General features: G+C 31.7%; 14 protein-coding genes and 1 riboswitch. Of the genes, 7 read left to right on the top strand and 7 right to left on the bottom strand.

Features of this window, described 5'->3' with window-relative positions; genetic code table 11:
* Window positions 1-236: 236 nt before the first annotated feature.
* The 4 genes from phnE (LQ668_RS05740) to LQ668_RS05725 all read right to left on the bottom strand — a co-directional run bounded on the left by phnE (LQ668_RS05740) (window position 237) and on the right by LQ668_RS05725 (window position 3,655).
* The gene (gene phnE / locus LQ668_RS05740; RefSeq protein ID WP_078357255.1) at window positions 237-1,046 is read right to left on the bottom strand and encodes a phosphonate ABC transporter, permease protein PhnE; all 810 of its coding nucleotides are present in this window, start codon (window positions 1,044-1,046) and stop codon (window positions 237-239) included.
* Complete coding sequence (gene phnE, locus LQ668_RS05735) at window positions 1,043-1,840, bottom strand: phosphonate ABC transporter, permease protein PhnE (protein ID WP_203153834.1); 798 nt, start codon at window positions 1,838-1,840, stop codon at window positions 1,043-1,045. The genes phnE (LQ668_RS05740) and phnE (LQ668_RS05735) overlap by 4 nt, the downstream gene beginning before the upstream one ends.
* Window positions 1,841-2,614 (bottom strand): phosphonate ABC transporter ATP-binding protein, encoded by a 774-nt coding sequence (gene phnC, locus LQ668_RS05730; RefSeq protein WP_203153836.1) that lies wholly within the window; start codon window positions 2,612-2,614, stop codon window positions 1,841-1,843.
* Window positions 2,615-2,698: 84 nt separating this feature from the next.
* Window positions 2,699-3,655 carry a phosphate/phosphite/phosphonate ABC transporter substrate-binding protein gene (locus LQ668_RS05725; RefSeq protein WP_239775931.1) on the bottom strand — a complete coding sequence of 319 codons (957 nt, stop codon included), beginning with the start codon at window positions 3,653-3,655 and terminating at the stop codon, window positions 2,699-2,701.
* A gap of 221 nt (window positions 3,656-3,876) precedes the next feature.
* Between LQ668_RS05725 and LQ668_RS05720 the strand changes: the two genes are divergently transcribed.
* Window positions 3,877-5,409: a DNA-binding protein gene (locus LQ668_RS05720; protein WP_218702805.1), complete on the top strand. Its 1,533-nt coding sequence runs from the start codon at window positions 3,877-3,879 to the stop codon at window positions 5,407-5,409.
* A gap of 371 nt (window positions 5,410-5,780) precedes the next feature.
* Here the strand turns inward: LQ668_RS05720 and LQ668_RS05715 are convergent, their stop codons facing one another.
* Complete coding sequence (locus LQ668_RS05715) at window positions 5,781-7,319, bottom strand: bifunctional metallophosphatase/5'-nucleotidase (protein ID WP_239775930.1); 1,539 nt, start codon at window positions 7,317-7,319, stop codon at window positions 5,781-5,783.
* Between the two features lie 205 nt (window positions 7,320-7,524).
* Between LQ668_RS05715 and LQ668_RS05710 the strand changes: the two genes are divergently transcribed.
* Window positions 7,525-7,905, top strand: a complete 381-nt coding sequence (locus tag LQ668_RS05710; RefSeq protein ID WP_078357261.1) for an RrF2 family transcriptional regulator — start codon at window positions 7,525-7,527, stop codon at window positions 7,903-7,905.
* Between the two features lie 72 nt (window positions 7,906-7,977).
* Window positions 7,978-8,871, top strand: coding sequence for an NAD(P)/FAD-dependent oxidoreductase (locus tag LQ668_RS05705; RefSeq protein WP_239734651.1), 894 nt, complete (start codon window positions 7,978-7,980; stop codon window positions 8,869-8,871).
* A 73-nt stretch (window positions 8,872-8,944) separates the two neighbouring features.
* On the opposite strand, the gene LQ668_RS05700 is transcribed toward LQ668_RS05705, so the two are convergent.
* Window positions 8,945-9,160: a hypothetical protein gene (locus LQ668_RS05700; protein WP_078357263.1), complete on the bottom strand. Its 216-nt coding sequence runs from the start codon at window positions 9,158-9,160 to the stop codon at window positions 8,945-8,947.
* 74 nt (window positions 9,161-9,234) lie between these two features.
* Window positions 9,235-9,334: riboswitch (SAM riboswitch) on the bottom strand.
* 128 nt (window positions 9,335-9,462) lie between these two features.
* Between LQ668_RS05700 and LQ668_RS05695 the strand changes: the two genes are divergently transcribed.
* From LQ668_RS05695 to LQ668_RS05680, 4 genes are all read left to right on the top strand, one after another.
* Window positions 9,463-10,077 carry a PepSY domain-containing protein gene (locus LQ668_RS05695; protein ID WP_239775929.1) on the top strand — a complete coding sequence of 205 codons (615 nt, stop codon included), beginning with the start codon at window positions 9,463-9,465 and terminating at the stop codon, window positions 10,075-10,077.
* A gap of 252 nt (window positions 10,078-10,329) precedes the next feature.
* Window positions 10,330-11,181: an iron uptake system protein EfeO gene (efeO, locus tag LQ668_RS05690; protein WP_107510114.1), complete on the top strand. Its 852-nt coding sequence runs from the start codon at window positions 10,330-10,332 to the stop codon at window positions 11,179-11,181.
* Between the two features lie 6 nt (window positions 11,182-11,187).
* Window positions 11,188-12,426, top strand: a complete 1,239-nt coding sequence (gene efeB, locus LQ668_RS05685; RefSeq protein ID WP_107510115.1) for an iron uptake transporter deferrochelatase/peroxidase subunit — start codon at window positions 11,188-11,190, stop codon at window positions 12,424-12,426.
* A complete protein-coding gene (locus LQ668_RS05680; protein WP_203153842.1) occupies window positions 12,401-14,098 on the top strand; it encodes an FTR1 family iron permease in 1,698 nt (565 codons plus the stop codon). The genes efeB and LQ668_RS05680 overlap by 26 nt, the downstream gene beginning before the upstream one ends.
* A 470-nt stretch (window positions 14,099-14,568) precedes the next feature.
* Here LQ668_RS05680 and LQ668_RS05675 read toward each other — a convergent pair whose 3' ends face one another.
* The gene (locus tag LQ668_RS05675; protein ID WP_107510117.1) at window positions 14,569-15,213 is read right to left on the bottom strand and encodes a FusB/FusC family EF-G-binding protein; all 645 of its coding nucleotides are present in this window, start codon (window positions 15,211-15,213) and stop codon (window positions 14,569-14,571) included.
* Window positions 15,214-15,407 lie beyond the last annotated feature (194 nt).

Genomic DNA, 15,407 nt, shown 5'->3' with positions numbered 1-15,407 from the left:
AAGTTACTTTCAAATATAGCACTTGCCAATTCTTCAAAGTCTACGTTAATATTTAATTGAGTCATATATAGTCACCTCTACAATTTTTCTTCGTCGATTACATTGTACTAAAGTGAGCTATATATGGCTCTTATTTTATTACACAATTATATGGACATATTCCGGAAACGTGAAATACAGGCCGATAAAAATAAATATCGACCCGAAAACCAAGAATTTTCGGGTCGCTTCCACTGTTAAACTAATTTTTTTCTAATTTTACCTGAGATGATGTCTATCACAGCTACCATAATGATTAATCCAATAAGTATGATACCAACACGATCCCATGTTCTTGTTTGTAGTGCAAATATTAATGGTGTTCCGATTCCGCCTGCACCTATTAATCCTAAAATTGATGCTGATCGTAAATTGAGTTCAAATCTATATAATACTAATGAGATGTACGATGGTAATATTTGTGGTACTACTGCAAACATTAAAGTCTTAATGGAGTTTGCACCACTTGCTACTAATGATTCTGTTGGACTTAAATCTAAATTTTCTAGATCTTCAGCAAACAGCTTACCCATCATGCCTATTGAATGGATACCTAAGGCTAGTACACCTGAAAATGATCCTGGTCCGACTGCTTTTATAAATATAATGGCCATAACGATCTCTGGAAATACACGTATAACACTTAAAATAAACTTACTGACACTTGATACGGGTTTGAATTTAACCATATTTTTTGCTGCTATAAAAGCGAATGGTATACAGAATATAGCGGATAAAAATGTACTAATTACAGCGATTGCAAATGTTTCTAAAAGTCCGCGTAATAAATCTTCTCCTTCAGGTATGTATACGTAAGACCAATCTGGATGGATTAATCCGTCTAAAATTGAACGCATAATTGTTCCTGATTGTTCTTTTATTTCAAATGCTGGAACACCTACGAATGCCCAAATTAATAAAATCACAACGACGATAGTTGAAATCCATCGATATAATAAATTTTTCTGTTGAGTAGGGGAATGAAGTTGCTCTGTTTTGTTTGTCATACGAGTTTCTCCCTCACTTTCGTGCTAATGAAATCTATAATCACAACGATAACAAGTGTCACGAGAATGATTGTTAATGTCTTTGGATATTGGAATAAGCCTAATGTTTGATCGTAATACAATCCGATACCACCTGCACCGACTAATCCAAGAACGGCAGCTGCACGAATATTGATTTCAAATGCGTATAATACATAAGACATATAAGGTGCAATGGCTTGTGGAATAACAGCATATGTAATCCATTTTAATTTGTTAGCACCAACAGCTGTCATTGCTTCTAAAGGTCCATCATCAATACTTTCTAACGATTCATACATTAGTTTAGAAATGATGCTGATTGATAAAATAATAATGGCTAAAATACCTGGAATTTGTCCTATTCCAAAAATAGCTACAAACACCGCTGCAAGTAATAAATCAGGTATTGTTCTAACAATGTTTAAAAGAAATCTACAAGGAATAGAAATCCAATTTGATTTGATAACATTGCTCGCACATAACATTGAAATAGGTATGGATAATATTGCACCAATGAAAGTACCTACAACTGCCATACGAATTGTATCTAACATGGGCTTTGTAATATTTGATAAATAATTTAAATCTGGTGGAAACATGCTTTTAAACAGTTCCATCATTTGAGGAATACCATACATTAAATCGCCTAAACTAAATTTCGTATACAAAAAACTCCAAATAACTAGGGCAGCTACTACTAATATTGAAAATATTTGTTTTAATGATGATTTTCGCTCTAGATAAGGTGCTAAATGATCATTGTCATTGTCCATTTATCTCACTCCTAACTTTTCATCACTTTTAATATGACGTCCGTATATTTCTGCAAATGTATCATCATCTGCTTCTGAAGTAGGACCATCAAATACTAATTCTCCGGCACGTAAGCCAATAATGCGTGAGCCATATTCTCTAGCTAAATCTACAAAATGCAAATTGATAATAATTGTAATTCCGAGCTCTTCATTAATGCGTTTTAAATCATCCATGACTTGTTTAGTAGTGAGGGGATCTAAAGAAGCTACTGGTTCATCTGCAAGTATGATTGATGGTTCTTGGCAAAGGGCACGTGCTATAGAGATTCTTTGTTGCTGACCTCCAGATAATTCATCTGAACGACTATATGCTTTTTCTAAAATATTAACTCTATCTAATGCTTCTAATGCTTTAAGTTTATCTTCTTTTGGAAACATGCCGAGTACCATTTTCCATGTAGGGTGATAGCCTACGCGTCCGCTTAGGACATTTCTAATAACTGAAGAACGTTTTACTAAATTAAAATGCTGAAAAATCATACCAATATTACGTCTCATTGCTAATAAATTTTTACCAGAAGCTTTAGATATAGATTTTCCTTCAATAACGATTTCTCCTTCACTGATATCGTGAAGACGATTGATTGAACGGAGTAGTGTGGATTTACCAGCACCAGACAAACCAACGATGACAGCAAAATCACCTTTTTCTATATTTAAATTGATATTATCGAGACCTTTATGACCATTTTTATATACTTTAGTGACATTGTTGAATTCTATTTGACTCATATGGAATCACCTTTCGTTTAAATAAAGAGCCCAGCTCGCTAAATAGGAGCTGAGCCTTTATATTAGAATATTCATGCTTAAATCTTATTTTTCGTTTTCGTTAACTTTTTTACCGTATTCACGTACAACATCAAACTTAGAGTCTTTACTGTCTACATAACCTTCATGGCTATAAACTTCACTTACAATATCATGACCTTTTTTAGTTTTAGCGATATCTTTAAACGCTTTTTTCAATTTATCGCGCCATTTATTATCCATATCACTACGAACTGAAATTGTGTCATTTGGAATAGGTTCTGTTAATTTTACAATTTCAGTATCTTTGAATACGTTAGGTTGGTCTTTTTTGACAATGTTACGAGCATCTTGGAACGTAACTGCAACGTCAACATCTCCATTTAATAAAGCAATAATTGCTTGGTCGTGACCTTTCACATTCGTAATATCCATATCGTTCATTGGATCGATTCCTGCATCTAATAGTTCTGCAACAGGATATGTGTAACCAGCAGTTGATGAAACATCTTGTAGTGCGATTTTCTTACCTTTCATATCTTTTAAAGATTTAATATATGAACCTTTTTTAACAATAAATTGTGATTTATATTCATCGACTAATTCATCACTATTTGAACCGTCCTCTTTAACACCGTAACGTTGTGCTTGTAATAGAACATCAGCTGCTTTTTGATCATGTGCTAATGTGTATGCTGTAGGAGGTAAGAAACCAACATCAACTTTTTTTGATTTCATTGCTTCTACAATAGTATTGTAATTTGTTGATACTGATACTTTGACTGGAATATCTAATTCATCTGATAGTAGCTTTTCTAAAGGTTTTGCTTTTGCTTCCAATGTGTCTGCATTTTGAGAAGGAACGAATTGAATCGTTAACTCTTCAGGTTTATAATCTCCACTTTTTTTATTATCCGACTCTTTCGATTGGATACTAGATTCCCCGTTGCCACATGCTGCTAATACTAAAATTGCGCCTAATAAAAAGATGAATAGACGACTAAAATATTTCTTTTCCCTCATAATTTTACGCCTCCGAATATGTATTCTAATGCCCTACATATGAAATCCTATCACACTGAAAATACATATTTTGTTTGAAATTGGTAAACTATGTAAAAGTTTCATTATGTGTGTTAAGTACAATAGAGTTATGTATATTTTTATATAATATATGGTTAATATTCATTTATTTAAATTTTTATAAACTAAAATGAATACATAAAAGATAAAGGAGTGTCACAATGTCTTATTTTAAAAAGTTAGTATTAACAGGTATGGTATCAATTTCAACATTATCAACTGGAGCGGTATATGCAGATGAAGCACCAGTTATAGGTAGCGATAGTGGTAAAGGACAAGTACTAGTAGATAATACGCATGGACAAACAGCTGGTGCTGCTGATTGGGTGATAGATGGCGCATTCTCAGATTATGCAAATTCAATCGCTGAACAAGGTTACCAAGTTAAAGAATTACGAGATAAGACAGGCATTACGACTGAGCGTTTAAATGGTGTTTCGATACTTGTAATACCTGAAGCAAACATTCCATTTAAATCAACTGAACAACAAGCCATTTTAAATTATGTTAAAAATGGTGGCAGTGTCATATTTGTTTCTGATCATTATAATGCTGACCGAAACTATAATAGAATTGATTCTTCAGAAGTGATGAATGGATATCGAAGAGGCGCATATGATGATATGACTAAAAATATGACTGAAGCTGAAAAGAATTCTGAAGCTATGCAAGGTGTTACAAGTTCTGACTGGTTATCAGAGAATTTTGGCGTAAGATTTAGATATAATGCATTAAACAACCTCAATGCAACTGATGTTGTTCAAGGTGAGGAAGGACTTGGTCTTGGAAATGGCATACAGTCTGTATCCATGCATGCAGGTTCAACAATTGCAGTGACAAATCCTAAAATTGCAAAAGGTATAGTATACGTTCCCGATAAATTGAGCGAAGCGGATAAATGGGGTCATGCTGTAGATCAAGGTGTCTACAATGGCGGAGGTAGAGAAGAAGGTGCATACATAGCCGTATCTAAAGTAGGTAGAGGTAAAGCTGCATTTATAGGAGATTCTTCCATGGTTGAAGATATTACACCTAAATACAAAAGAGAAGATGATGGAAGTACAAAGAAAACATATGATGGATTTAAAGAAGAAGATAACGGCAAGATGCTGAATAATTTAACAACATGGTTAGGTGAAAAAGAAGACTATACAACATTTGAAGAATTAGGAATTAAATTAGATCAAACAACGCAACTACTAGATTCAGAAAAGCCAGAGAACAGTAAAGAAACACAAGCAGAACCTTGGTCACAACCAAAAGCAGGTTACGAATGGTTTAATAGTGAAACATTTGCACCAGGAAGTTATGGCGGTTCAGAAGATTCTGGTGGGAATGATAACCCAGGAAATACTCAAGGAACAGCTACATTAGAATTTCCTAATTCAGTAACAAACGGTGAAACTTTTACAGTAACAACATCATTAAGTGGATATGCTGCAAATAGTACAATTAAAGATTTGAAGTTAGGTATGTATACTGAAGGTGGTAATCAAATAGGCAAAATAAGCAAAGAAGGCGAGCAAGCTAGTGACTTTGGTTATAGTAAGCCTATTACCGTAAATACAGATAGTAAAGGAAATGCTAAAGTATCATATACAGTCGAAGTGAAGTCTGGTGTATCTGGAACAGCTAACTTAAGATTGAAACAAGGTAGTAAAAATATAATTACAAAGCCTGTAAATATTCAATAGAAACGATAGGGTAGAAATAAGAAAGGCTGGGACAAATTAATTTGTCCCAGCCTTTTATTGTTTGGTGTTGAAGTCCGACTCTTCGATTAACTTCCGACTTAATCTACAACTTGGTCAATCTCTTAGATTAACTGCCTAATTAATCTACAACTTGGTCGATCTCTTAGATTAACTCCAGACTTAATCTACAACTTGGCTGAACTCTTAGATTAATTCCTAACTTAAATCTACAACTTAGCCAAACTCTTAGATTAACTAGAGACTTAATCTACAACTTGGTCGAACTCTTAGATTAACTAGAGACTTAATCTACAACTTGGTCGAACCCTTAGATTAACTCCAGACTTAATCTACAAGTCATCATTAAATCATCAATAAACTACTTCAAAGTCCATAATGGATGGTAATGTTTCAATCGAATGGTTTTGTAAATATTGAATGATAAGCTCTGCACCTTCTAATTGTATTTCTTTTACTATTTGATTGTCATTAAACATATGGTAGCCACCTCCGCCAACTGATCTATAATTGTTAACGACTATTTTGTACGTTGTGTCTAAGTTCAATGGTTCGTCTTTAATATAAATATCTTGAGCGCGTTCTCCTATAGGGTGTCTTATGTTTAATTTATATGATAATCCACCAAACATATCATAGTTGAAGTGTTGTGGCTTTGGTTCTAAAAATTCAGGATTAATGGTTAATTCGTTATCAATAATTGCAAAGTATGAAGCGGATCGTTCTAATGCTAACTTTAAGGTAGAGCCAGTTACTTCTAATACATTAAAAGTATTTGGAAAGGGATAATTATTAATAACATCTCTCATTGTGACATCTGTTCCAAATCCAGTAGCAGAATCAAATAATGCTGTTGCTGAAATATCTGCACCGCTAGCTTCCATCTGAGCATAATTTAATAAATTAATTAAGGGATGTGGCTTTATTCTTGTGGTAAAAGCATCTTCAATGTACATTGGTTCTGATAAATGCGTTATTTTTTGGTCTAACCATTGATTAACTTCTTCGTTTATTTTTCTCTTAGTACCTTCATCATTAATAGTTGGATTGGCGTCTTTTACATATAAAATTTCACTCTGAGATGAAATGATTTGTTGGGATGTTTCGTCAATATTTAAAGTGATTTTCCCTAAGCAATCTCCCTTTGAACCAGCTTGAATTACTTGAGTATTATTGATCTTTTCAGCAATTTCTCGATGCTGGTGACCAGTAATTAAAACGTCAATTCCATCTACTTCATTGAGTAAATCATAGCCTTCATTCTCTCCAGTTATTAATTCTGTTGGTTCACCAGTTTGAAGGTCTTTCTCAAATCCGCCGTGGTAACATACGACGACAATATCTGATTGCTCACGAACATTTTCAATTAACTTAGCAGCAGTTTCTTTAGCAGAGTAAAAAGACAAATCTTTGATTGTTTCTGGCTGCTCCCAATTAGGTATGTATTGAGTTGTTAATCCAATGATGCCCATTTTTGTATCGTTTTTATCAATATAAATGACGTCGTGACCTGTAAAAGGCTTGTTATGTTTAAAAATGTTTGCTGATAGTACAGGAAAATCAAAAGATTTAAGCGTTTCATACAAATAAGGCAAGCCGTAATTAAATTCATGATTACCAATTACTGCAAAATCGAAACCAATTTCATTATATATATCACTTAAATATTTACTAGAATGTAATTGTGAATGTAAATATGAACAAAAAGGCGATCCTTGTAAAAAGTCTCCATTGTCCATCAAAATGACATGTTCATGTTGCGATTTTATATTTGATATCATGGATTTTATTTTTAATAGTCCTTTAGGTAAATCTTGATGACTTGTTTGATAATCAGTCGGGAAAATATAACCATGAATATCACTGACAGTTAATATAACGATTTCATTCATATTTTAAAGCCTCCAATTTTGGATATTACATCAATTATATCGATTAAATGTCATAGCATTGTGAAAATAATAATAAGAAAACGTAAAATACTGGCTGAAAAAGTAATCAGTACTACCAAATATCAAATCATAAAAACAAAAGAATAGACAAATTTTAAATAAGTGCTATTATAGAGTTGTAATATCTATGATTAAGAGGTGTGTTATGAAAATTTCAAAAGGGACAGATTATGGTTTGCATGCATTAGCATATTTAATTGCTAAAAAAGAGCAACAACCTATTAATGTTAAACGTTTATCTGAAGTATTAAATATATCTATAACATATTTATCTAAAATTTTAACTCAATTAGTAAAAGCGGGTGTTATTAAATCAGCTTCTGGTGCTAAAGGTGGTTATTATTTAGTGAATAATTGGGAACAAATTTCTGTATATGACATTATAACAGCGATTGATGGACATCAAAGTACATTAGAAGATAGCTTTAATCATGGACCAGAATGTAAAATTCAAGCAATTTTATTATCTGCAGAAGATGAAATGACTAAAGCTTTAAAAAATAAAACTTTAAAAGATTTAATGTGAGTTAAATCTTTTTATTTGGACTAATCATAGATATTAGCACTCTATAATAGATGAGAAAAGGCGGCGTATAAAATGTTTGATTGTATCGTAATAGGTGGAGGACCAGCAGGATTGGCTAGTGCTTTAACTTTAGGTAGAGCTTTGAAGAAAACTTTAGTAATAGATAATAATAATGCAAGAAATAAAGTGACTCGAAAATCACATGCATTTTTAACACAAGATGGTGTAACACCAGAAGAACTGAGAGCTAAAGCAGAACATGATGTAGATCAATATAAAGATGTTTCTCGTGTAAATGACACTGTTGTTAAATTGATAAAAGAAAATGATCATTTCATTGTTGAAACAAAACAACAAAAGTATACTACGAAAAAAGTGATGATATGTACTGGATTGAGAGAAACTTTGCCGGACATTAAAGGTTTAAAAGAAAGCTATGGTAAATCTATATTTTACTGTCCTTGGTGTGATGGTTATGAATTAAAAAATAAATCTTTGCTCATTTCTGTACAACCAGAACAAGTAAAGCATATGGCATTACTTTTAAGTAACTGGTCAGAAGATATAGTTATAAGCAGTAAAGATTTTTCTGTATTAACAGCAGAGGATAAAGCTTTCATGGATAAGAAAAAAATAAAATTAATAGAAAGTGAAGTAACTGAATTTAAACATAGTGATGGAAACATTAATGAAGTTGTCTTTGAAAATGGAGAAAGGATACCTAGAAGTGGTGCGTTAATTGGTGTTAAATGGGATACGGGTTTTGAATTTTTAAATGGTTTAAATATTGAAAGAGAAGAAAATGGAAAAATTAAAATTGAACAATTTGGAGAAACATCAGTTCCAGGATTGTTTGTAGCAGGAGAAAGTAAAGATACAATGGCATCTCAGTTAATCGATGCAGCAGCAAATGGTAATCAAATTGCTAAATTTGTAGCAATGCAGATTATTATGGAATCTAATTAATAAAAGGATATGAAATTATTTACTTAAAAAACGCCTTATCAGCTTAATATAGCCGATAAGGCGTTTTGTTTGATTATTTTCTAGTGATACTAATATTAATTTCTAAGTCATCAAATGATAATTTACGATTGTTTGATTCGCTAGAATATTGTTCTTCTGTTTCAATTCTTACAAGTTCTGAAATTAATTCGTTCTTTTTAGCCGTTTTTGCAATTGATCCTGAAAAGCTCTTTGGTGGGTTTGCCTTCAACTCTGCTAATTCTGCTAAAATATCTTCTCTTGTTCTCATTTATATTGCCTCCTAAAGTTTTAGTTACAATAAAACAGCTCATCTTAAGATTAAGAAGAGCTGTTTAGAGAATCTTCTTATCTTTCAAGTTAAACTTGTTGGATTTAGCACAGTACTTACGCCTGTTGCTGAGGTTTCGCAGGGCCAATTCCCTCCACCTACTCTTAATAAGACTACGAGCTATTTTATTGTTTCTTTATCATAACGAATAATATAAATTTTGTCTAATTTTAAAATTATATGTTTGGAAAATTTAGGAAGGTCTATATATAAAGTAAAGAAATATTAAGGAGGAATTAAGTATGAAGTTTAAAATGATTTCACTATTATTAGCGTCAGGCATCGTTTTAGCAGCATGTGGAAATGATAAAAGCGATGATCAAAAAGATGATCAAAAAGAAGAGAAAACTGAACAAACAACTGAACAAACAACAAAGGATGAAAGCAAAGATGATGAAGATACAAATAAAACAACTCAAAATACTATAAAATGGGATGATGTTAAAGTCTCCCCTGAAGATGCTGTTAAGACAGCCCAGAAAGAATCTGAAGGTGAGTTGAAAGATTTATCTTTTGAAAAAGAAACAGGCGATTGGAACTACAAAGTAGAATTAGTAGATGGTCAAAATGAAAACAAAGTATTAGTTAATGCTGATGATAAATCTGTTGCTAATGTTGAGAAAGAAACAGATGACGATGACAATGAACAAACATTTAAATTATCCGACGTAGCAAAATTTGATGATGTATTAAAAGTTGCTCAAGATGAAGCAAAAGGTGACTTAAAAGAATGGTCATTAAGTGAAGATGATGGCCAACTTGTATATTCTATTGATCTTAAAGAAGGTAATAATGATTCAACAGAATTTAAAATAGATGCTAAATCAAAAGAAATTCTTGAGCAAGAACAAGATTAAATCAAAAAGCATATCATTAAAAACCAACAAAGTTATAAAACTTTGTTGGTTTTTTATATTTAATTAATGATTATCATTCTCAATTATAAATGACGATTATTTTTAATTGAGTTTCTACATTTAAAATCACTTTAGGTAAGGGGTTAAATTTGTATTTTTAATGAATTATATAAAATTTTTATTGACTATTTCACTTTATAGGAATAAATTAAAGATGATAATGATAATCAATTAGATGGGAAGTGTAGAATTATGAAGAAGTTAGCTACAACATTTTTAGCGACTGCCTTAATTTTAACGGCATGTAGTAATGATGAAGAGAAAAAGACATCTGAGAACAAAAAAGAGACGAAAGAAACAGCCAAAGTTGATTTTTCTAAAGAAACTAAAGCTTATAAAGACTTTACCACTGAGCAATTAGATCATTTTTTAGCGGATACTGAGAAATTTGTTGAAGCAGTAAAAGCTGATGATATGGAAAAAGCTAAAGAAATATATCCTAAAGCACGTATGTATTATGAAAGATCAGAACCAGTGGCCGAGAGCTTTGGAGAATTAGATCCAAAGATTGATGCACGTTTAGCGGATATGAAAGAAGAAAATAAAGAAGACGAGTGGTCAGGTTATCATAAAATTGAAAAAGCATTATGGGAAGACAATACAACGAAAGATATGGGACCTGTTGCTGATCAATTGTTAAAAGATACTAAAGAATTAAGAGCTAAAGTTGATACTGTTGATGTGACGCCTAAATTGATGTTACAAGGCTCAATTGATTTATTGAATGAAGTTTCAAGTTCTAAAATAACAGGCGAAGAAGAAATTTATTCTCATACAGATTTATATGATTTTAAAGCAAATATTGAAGGCGCAGAAAAAATATTCGAAATCTTTAAAGATAAAGTTACGAGCAAAGATAAGAAACTTGCCGATACCACTCAAGAAAGATTTGAAAATGTAAATAAATTATTAGCTCAATATGAAACTGACAATGGTGGATATGAAGATTATACAAAACTTTCTAAAGAAGAAACGAAAAAACTTTCAGAAGCTGTTGATAAATTAGGTGAATCATTAAGTCAAATGGCAGTAATTACGGAGTGATAAAGGATGTCTAATGAGGAGAACTATATAGCTAGAAGAGACTTTCTTAAGCTTGCCGGAGTTGGAGGAGCAGGATTATTAATAGGTTCTACTGGAGTTGGAGGAAGCATACTGGCTTCTCAATACTTCGCGAAAGATAAAAAGAATGTTAAAAATAAAATTAATTTTTATGGTAAATATCAATCTGGTATCACTACTGATGCACAGAAACATATTTATTTTGTAGTTTTAACTATTAACAAAATGTCCGTTTCTGATGTTAAAAAAATGTTTAAACTGTGGACGAATTATAGCGTGCATTTGATGAATGGTGAATTTGTAAAAGAACTTGGAGATAATAAAATGTTGCCGAGTCCTGATACTGGAGAAACAATTGGTTTGGATGCTAATCGACTCTCTCTTACTTTTGGAATTAGTCCTTCATTTTTTGAAAAAGTGGGATTAAATAAACATAAACCAGAGTTATTAAAAGACTTACCTCATTTTCCTAAAGACCAATTAGACGATGCTTATACAGGTGGGGACATTTGTATTCAAGCATGCTCAGATGACCCTCAAGTTAATTTTCATGCAATTAGAAACTTAATTAGAGTTGCTAAGGGTGAAGTTTCAATGAAGTGGAGTCAGGCAGGATTTAATTCATATAAAGAAAAAGATGGAAAAATAGAAACGCCTAGGAATTTATTTTCATTTAAAGATGGAACAGGTAATCCTTCCTTACATAAGCAATCCGAATTAGATAAGTATATCTTTATTCAAGATGGATGGGCTAAAAACGGCTCTTACTTAGTGGCGAGAAGAATTCAAATGTTACTGGAAACTTGGGATCGAACAGCTTTAGAAGAACAAGAAGCAACATTTGGAAGATATCGTCATTCTGGGGCACCAATAGGAAAAGAAAAAGAATTTGATACATTTGATCCGAATGTAAAAGATAAAAATGGTGAGAATTTAATTGAAAAAGAATCACACGTTAGCTTAGCAAAAGCATCAAAGACCAATTTATTAAGAAGATCTTATTCCTATTCAGATGGTATTAATTCACAAACTGGAACATTCGATGCAGGGTTATTATTTTTATCATTTCAAAAGTCACCTGAACAGTTCAATAAAATACAAAATAAAATGGGTGCAGTAGATAAATTAAATGAATACATTACACATAGAGGCTCAGGTATTTTCTTATGTTTACCTGGTGTCCAAGAAGGAGAATATCTAGGTGAAACGCTATTTAATCGTTTTTAGTATAGCAACTTTAATTTGTTTAATTGCACCCTTAACGATAAAAGCAGAAACAAGTTTAAGTGATATTTATATTAGTGTGACTGACGCGAAGTCAGCATTACAAGATAAAGATAACCATGCATTTGATAAACATTTTAAAGAAATTAAAGATAACTGGCAAAAAACAAATAAAAAAGAGCATAAACTCGTTCAAAAAATTAATGACGATATAGAAAAAGTTAAAAAAAGTAAGTCATCAAAAGAAAAAGAACAATCGTTAAATGCACTTACTTCAGATTTAATTGATTACGAAAAAGTATTGAATCCTGTCGATAAACAAAAGAAAAGAAATCAATTGCAGAATGAGATGCAGCCACTCATTAAAAATATATCAAAAGCAATATCTGATAAAGACTTTGAAAAAGCAAAGTCTATCAATAATCAATTAAATGCTACTTGGACGAAAAATGAAAAAATTGTACGTGAGGAAGATATAGGAAGATATGGCCAAATTGAAACTGCACTGATGTTTACTAGAATTGAGTTAACTAAAGATAAAGTTGATGCGACAAGTGCACAAATGCAAGTTGATCAGTTAAAAAAAGAGTTAGATGAATATCATGCAGGTAATAAATCAGGTGCTAAATCAGCCAATCAAGATGCAACTATATTAAATAAGCATTTAGATCAAGCTATTAGTAATATCAAAGATGATGATTTAGCTAAAGCTAAACAAGATTTACAACAGTTTATTATTGTATGGCCAAATGTAGAAAGTGAAATTAGCACTAAAAATGGGGCGTTATATACAAAAATAGAACAAAAAATCCCACAATACGTAGGGCAACTTGATCAAGACAATAAAGATGAAATTCAAACTAACTTAGAAACAATTAATCAAGAAGTTAAATCTACCATATCTAAGACGAGCTATACATTTTGGGATGCCACGCTAATACTGTTACGAGAAGGGATAGAAGCATTACTTATTATTATGGCTTTATTAACTGTTACAAGTAAATCAAAACAAACAAAAGCATCAAATTGGATTGTTATAGGTAGTATAGTTGGAATTATGATAAGTATCGCTTTAGCATTTATATTTAAATCTGTATTCGACAACTTAGGATCAACAAGAGAGTTAACTGAAGGTATCGTCGGTATCGCATCAGTCGTATTGATGATTATCGTAGGCATATGGTTGCACTCTAAATCAAGCTTAGCATCATGGCAGAACTTCATTAATAAGAATATGGATAAAGCCATGTCTACAGGTAGTATCATAACATTTGGACTAGTCGCTTTCTTATCAGTATTTAGAGAAGGCGCTGAGACAATTATATTCTACTTAGGAATAGTAGGGAAAATATCAACATGGTCACTTATATTAGGTATTATAGTAGCATTGATAATATTGGCAATCATTGCGACATTCTTTAACCAAATAACAAAATGGATTCCAATACATCGTTTATTCTTAATCATGTCATTATTTATTTTTATATTGGCATTTAAAATATTAGGCGTGAGTATTCATACATTACAAATATTGAACATTGTGCCACAACATACGATAAACAAATTACCATTTATCGATTTAATAGGATTCTATCCAACATATGAAACGCTCATACCACAACTTGTACTTGTTATGATTGTCGTGATTTATTATATGTTAAGTAGAAGAAAGTGAATTTACAGCCGATAAAAGTAATTACCGGTCCAAAAATGAGATAAGTTGTAGATTAAGTCGGGAGTTAATCGAAGAGATTGTCTAAGTTGTAGATTAAGTCGGAAGTTAATCGAAGAGATTGGCTAAGTTGTAGATTAAGTCGGAAGTTAATCGAAGAGATTGACCAAGTTGTAGATTAAGTCTGAAGTTAATCGAAGAAATCGACTAAGTTGTAGATTAAGTCGGTAGTTAATCGAAGAGATCGACCAAGTTGTAGATTAAGTCGGAAGTTAATCGAAGAGATTGACCAGGTTGTAGATTAAGTCGGTAGTTAATCGAAGAAATCGACTAAGTTGTAGATTAAGTCAGGAGTTAATCGAAGAAATTGACCAAGTTGTAGATTAAGTCTGAAGTTAATCTACGACATCCTAAAAAGTCAACAATATACCAGAAAAGGCAGGGACAAATTAATTTGTCCCTGCCTCTTATTATTATTTTGTTTTTACTGTGTGTATAAATTCATACAATCCGTCAAGTTGATCGAGTTGTTGGTTACATCTTTCGCTATCATGACAAATATAGTTGCCGTTTTTCGTATATGTTCCATCGCCTTTTGATTTAGTCGTAGATAAGAACATAGAAACATTTGATTCTTTCTTACATATGCTACAAATTCCAGGTTTAATGGTAGGTGATAATTCTCCTGACACGCCTGTCAATTTATCATTTTCATACATTATAATAAATTTCTTTTGTTTTCCTGAATCATTCCATCCTATATAAGATGACTCTTTCAAATCAATGTTATCCCAGTCTGGTTGTTTTAACTTCTTAGTTTTTATAAAAAGTTTTTCCAATTGTTTATTTGATGGTTGTTCAAATGGGATGACATAGTTTTTAAGTCCGAATAACAATTTCTCAATTTGAGCTCGAGAAATTCTTTTATTCATGATTATATTTGTGAATTCTTCTATTTCAGTATGCTTTTCACTAAAAAGTTGTGAAATATGGTCATACGTAATTGCTTGGAAAGTATCGATTGTTTTGAAATCATTGACTGATTTATAGACATTAAATAATTGTTCTGATTTTTCTTTTATACTTACGAATTGATATGGTTTTATATAATTATTCATAAAAAATCCCTTCTTTAATTAATTTGCTCGTTGGGTATGAATAATTGTAGAGAACATGACACATTTAGTAGCATCTTAAGATCCCTCCTTATCAAAAACTAGTATAGTCCTTTATCTAAGTTATTTCAATGTGTAATATTATAAAATTTATTCGAAATAGTGTAAAATTTAAAGACAACCAAATATGGTTGTAA

Source organism: Mammaliicoccus sp. K-M42 (assembly GCF_022386375.1).
Lineage (GTDB): Bacteria > Bacillota > Bacilli > Staphylococcales > Staphylococcaceae > Mammaliicoccus > Mammaliicoccus fleurettii.
Note: the sequence above shows the minus strand (reverse complement) of the source record. Positions and strands in the feature narration are given on the sequence as shown.

Coding starts and splice junctions, on each gene's coding strand:
- LQ668_RS05675 (WP_107510117.1), bottom strand. CDS start 15,213: ATGAATAATTATATAAAACCATATCAATTCGTAAGTATAAAAGAAAAA.
- LQ668_RS05715 (WP_239775930.1), bottom strand. CDS start 7,319: ATGAATGAAATCGTTATATTAACTGTCAGTGATATTCATGGTTATATT.
- LQ668_RS05705 (WP_239734651.1), top strand. CDS start 7,978: ATGTTTGATTGTATCGTAATAGGTGGAGGACCAGCAGGATTGGCTAGT.
- phnC (WP_203153836.1), bottom strand. CDS start 2,614: ATGAGTCAAATAGAATTCAACAATGTCACTAAAGTATATAAAAATGGT.
- LQ668_RS05710 (WP_078357261.1), top strand. CDS start 7,525: ATGAAAATTTCAAAAGGGACAGATTATGGTTTGCATGCATTAGCATAT.
- phnE (WP_203153834.1), bottom strand. CDS start 1,840: ATGGACAATGACAATGATCATTTAGCACCTTATCTAGAGCGAAAATCA.
- LQ668_RS05695 (WP_239775929.1), top strand. CDS start 9,463: ATGAAGTTTAAAATGATTTCACTATTATTAGCGTCAGGCATCGTTTTA.
- efeO (WP_107510114.1), top strand. CDS start 10,330: ATGAAGAAGTTAGCTACAACATTTTTAGCGACTGCCTTAATTTTAACG.
- LQ668_RS05700 (WP_078357263.1), bottom strand. CDS start 9,160: ATGAGAACAAGAGAAGATATTTTAGCAGAATTAGCAGAGTTGAAGGCA.
- efeB (WP_107510115.1), top strand. CDS start 11,188: ATGTCTAATGAGGAGAACTATATAGCTAGAAGAGACTTTCTTAAGCTT.
- LQ668_RS05725 (WP_239775931.1), bottom strand. CDS start 3,655: ATGAGGGAAAAGAAATATTTTAGTCGTCTATTCATCTTTTTATTAGGC.
- LQ668_RS05720 (WP_218702805.1), top strand. CDS start 3,877: ATGTCTTATTTTAAAAAGTTAGTATTAACAGGTATGGTATCAATTTCA.
- phnE (WP_078357255.1), bottom strand. CDS start 1,046: ATGACAAACAAAACAGAGCAACTTCATTCCCCTACTCAACAGAAAAAT.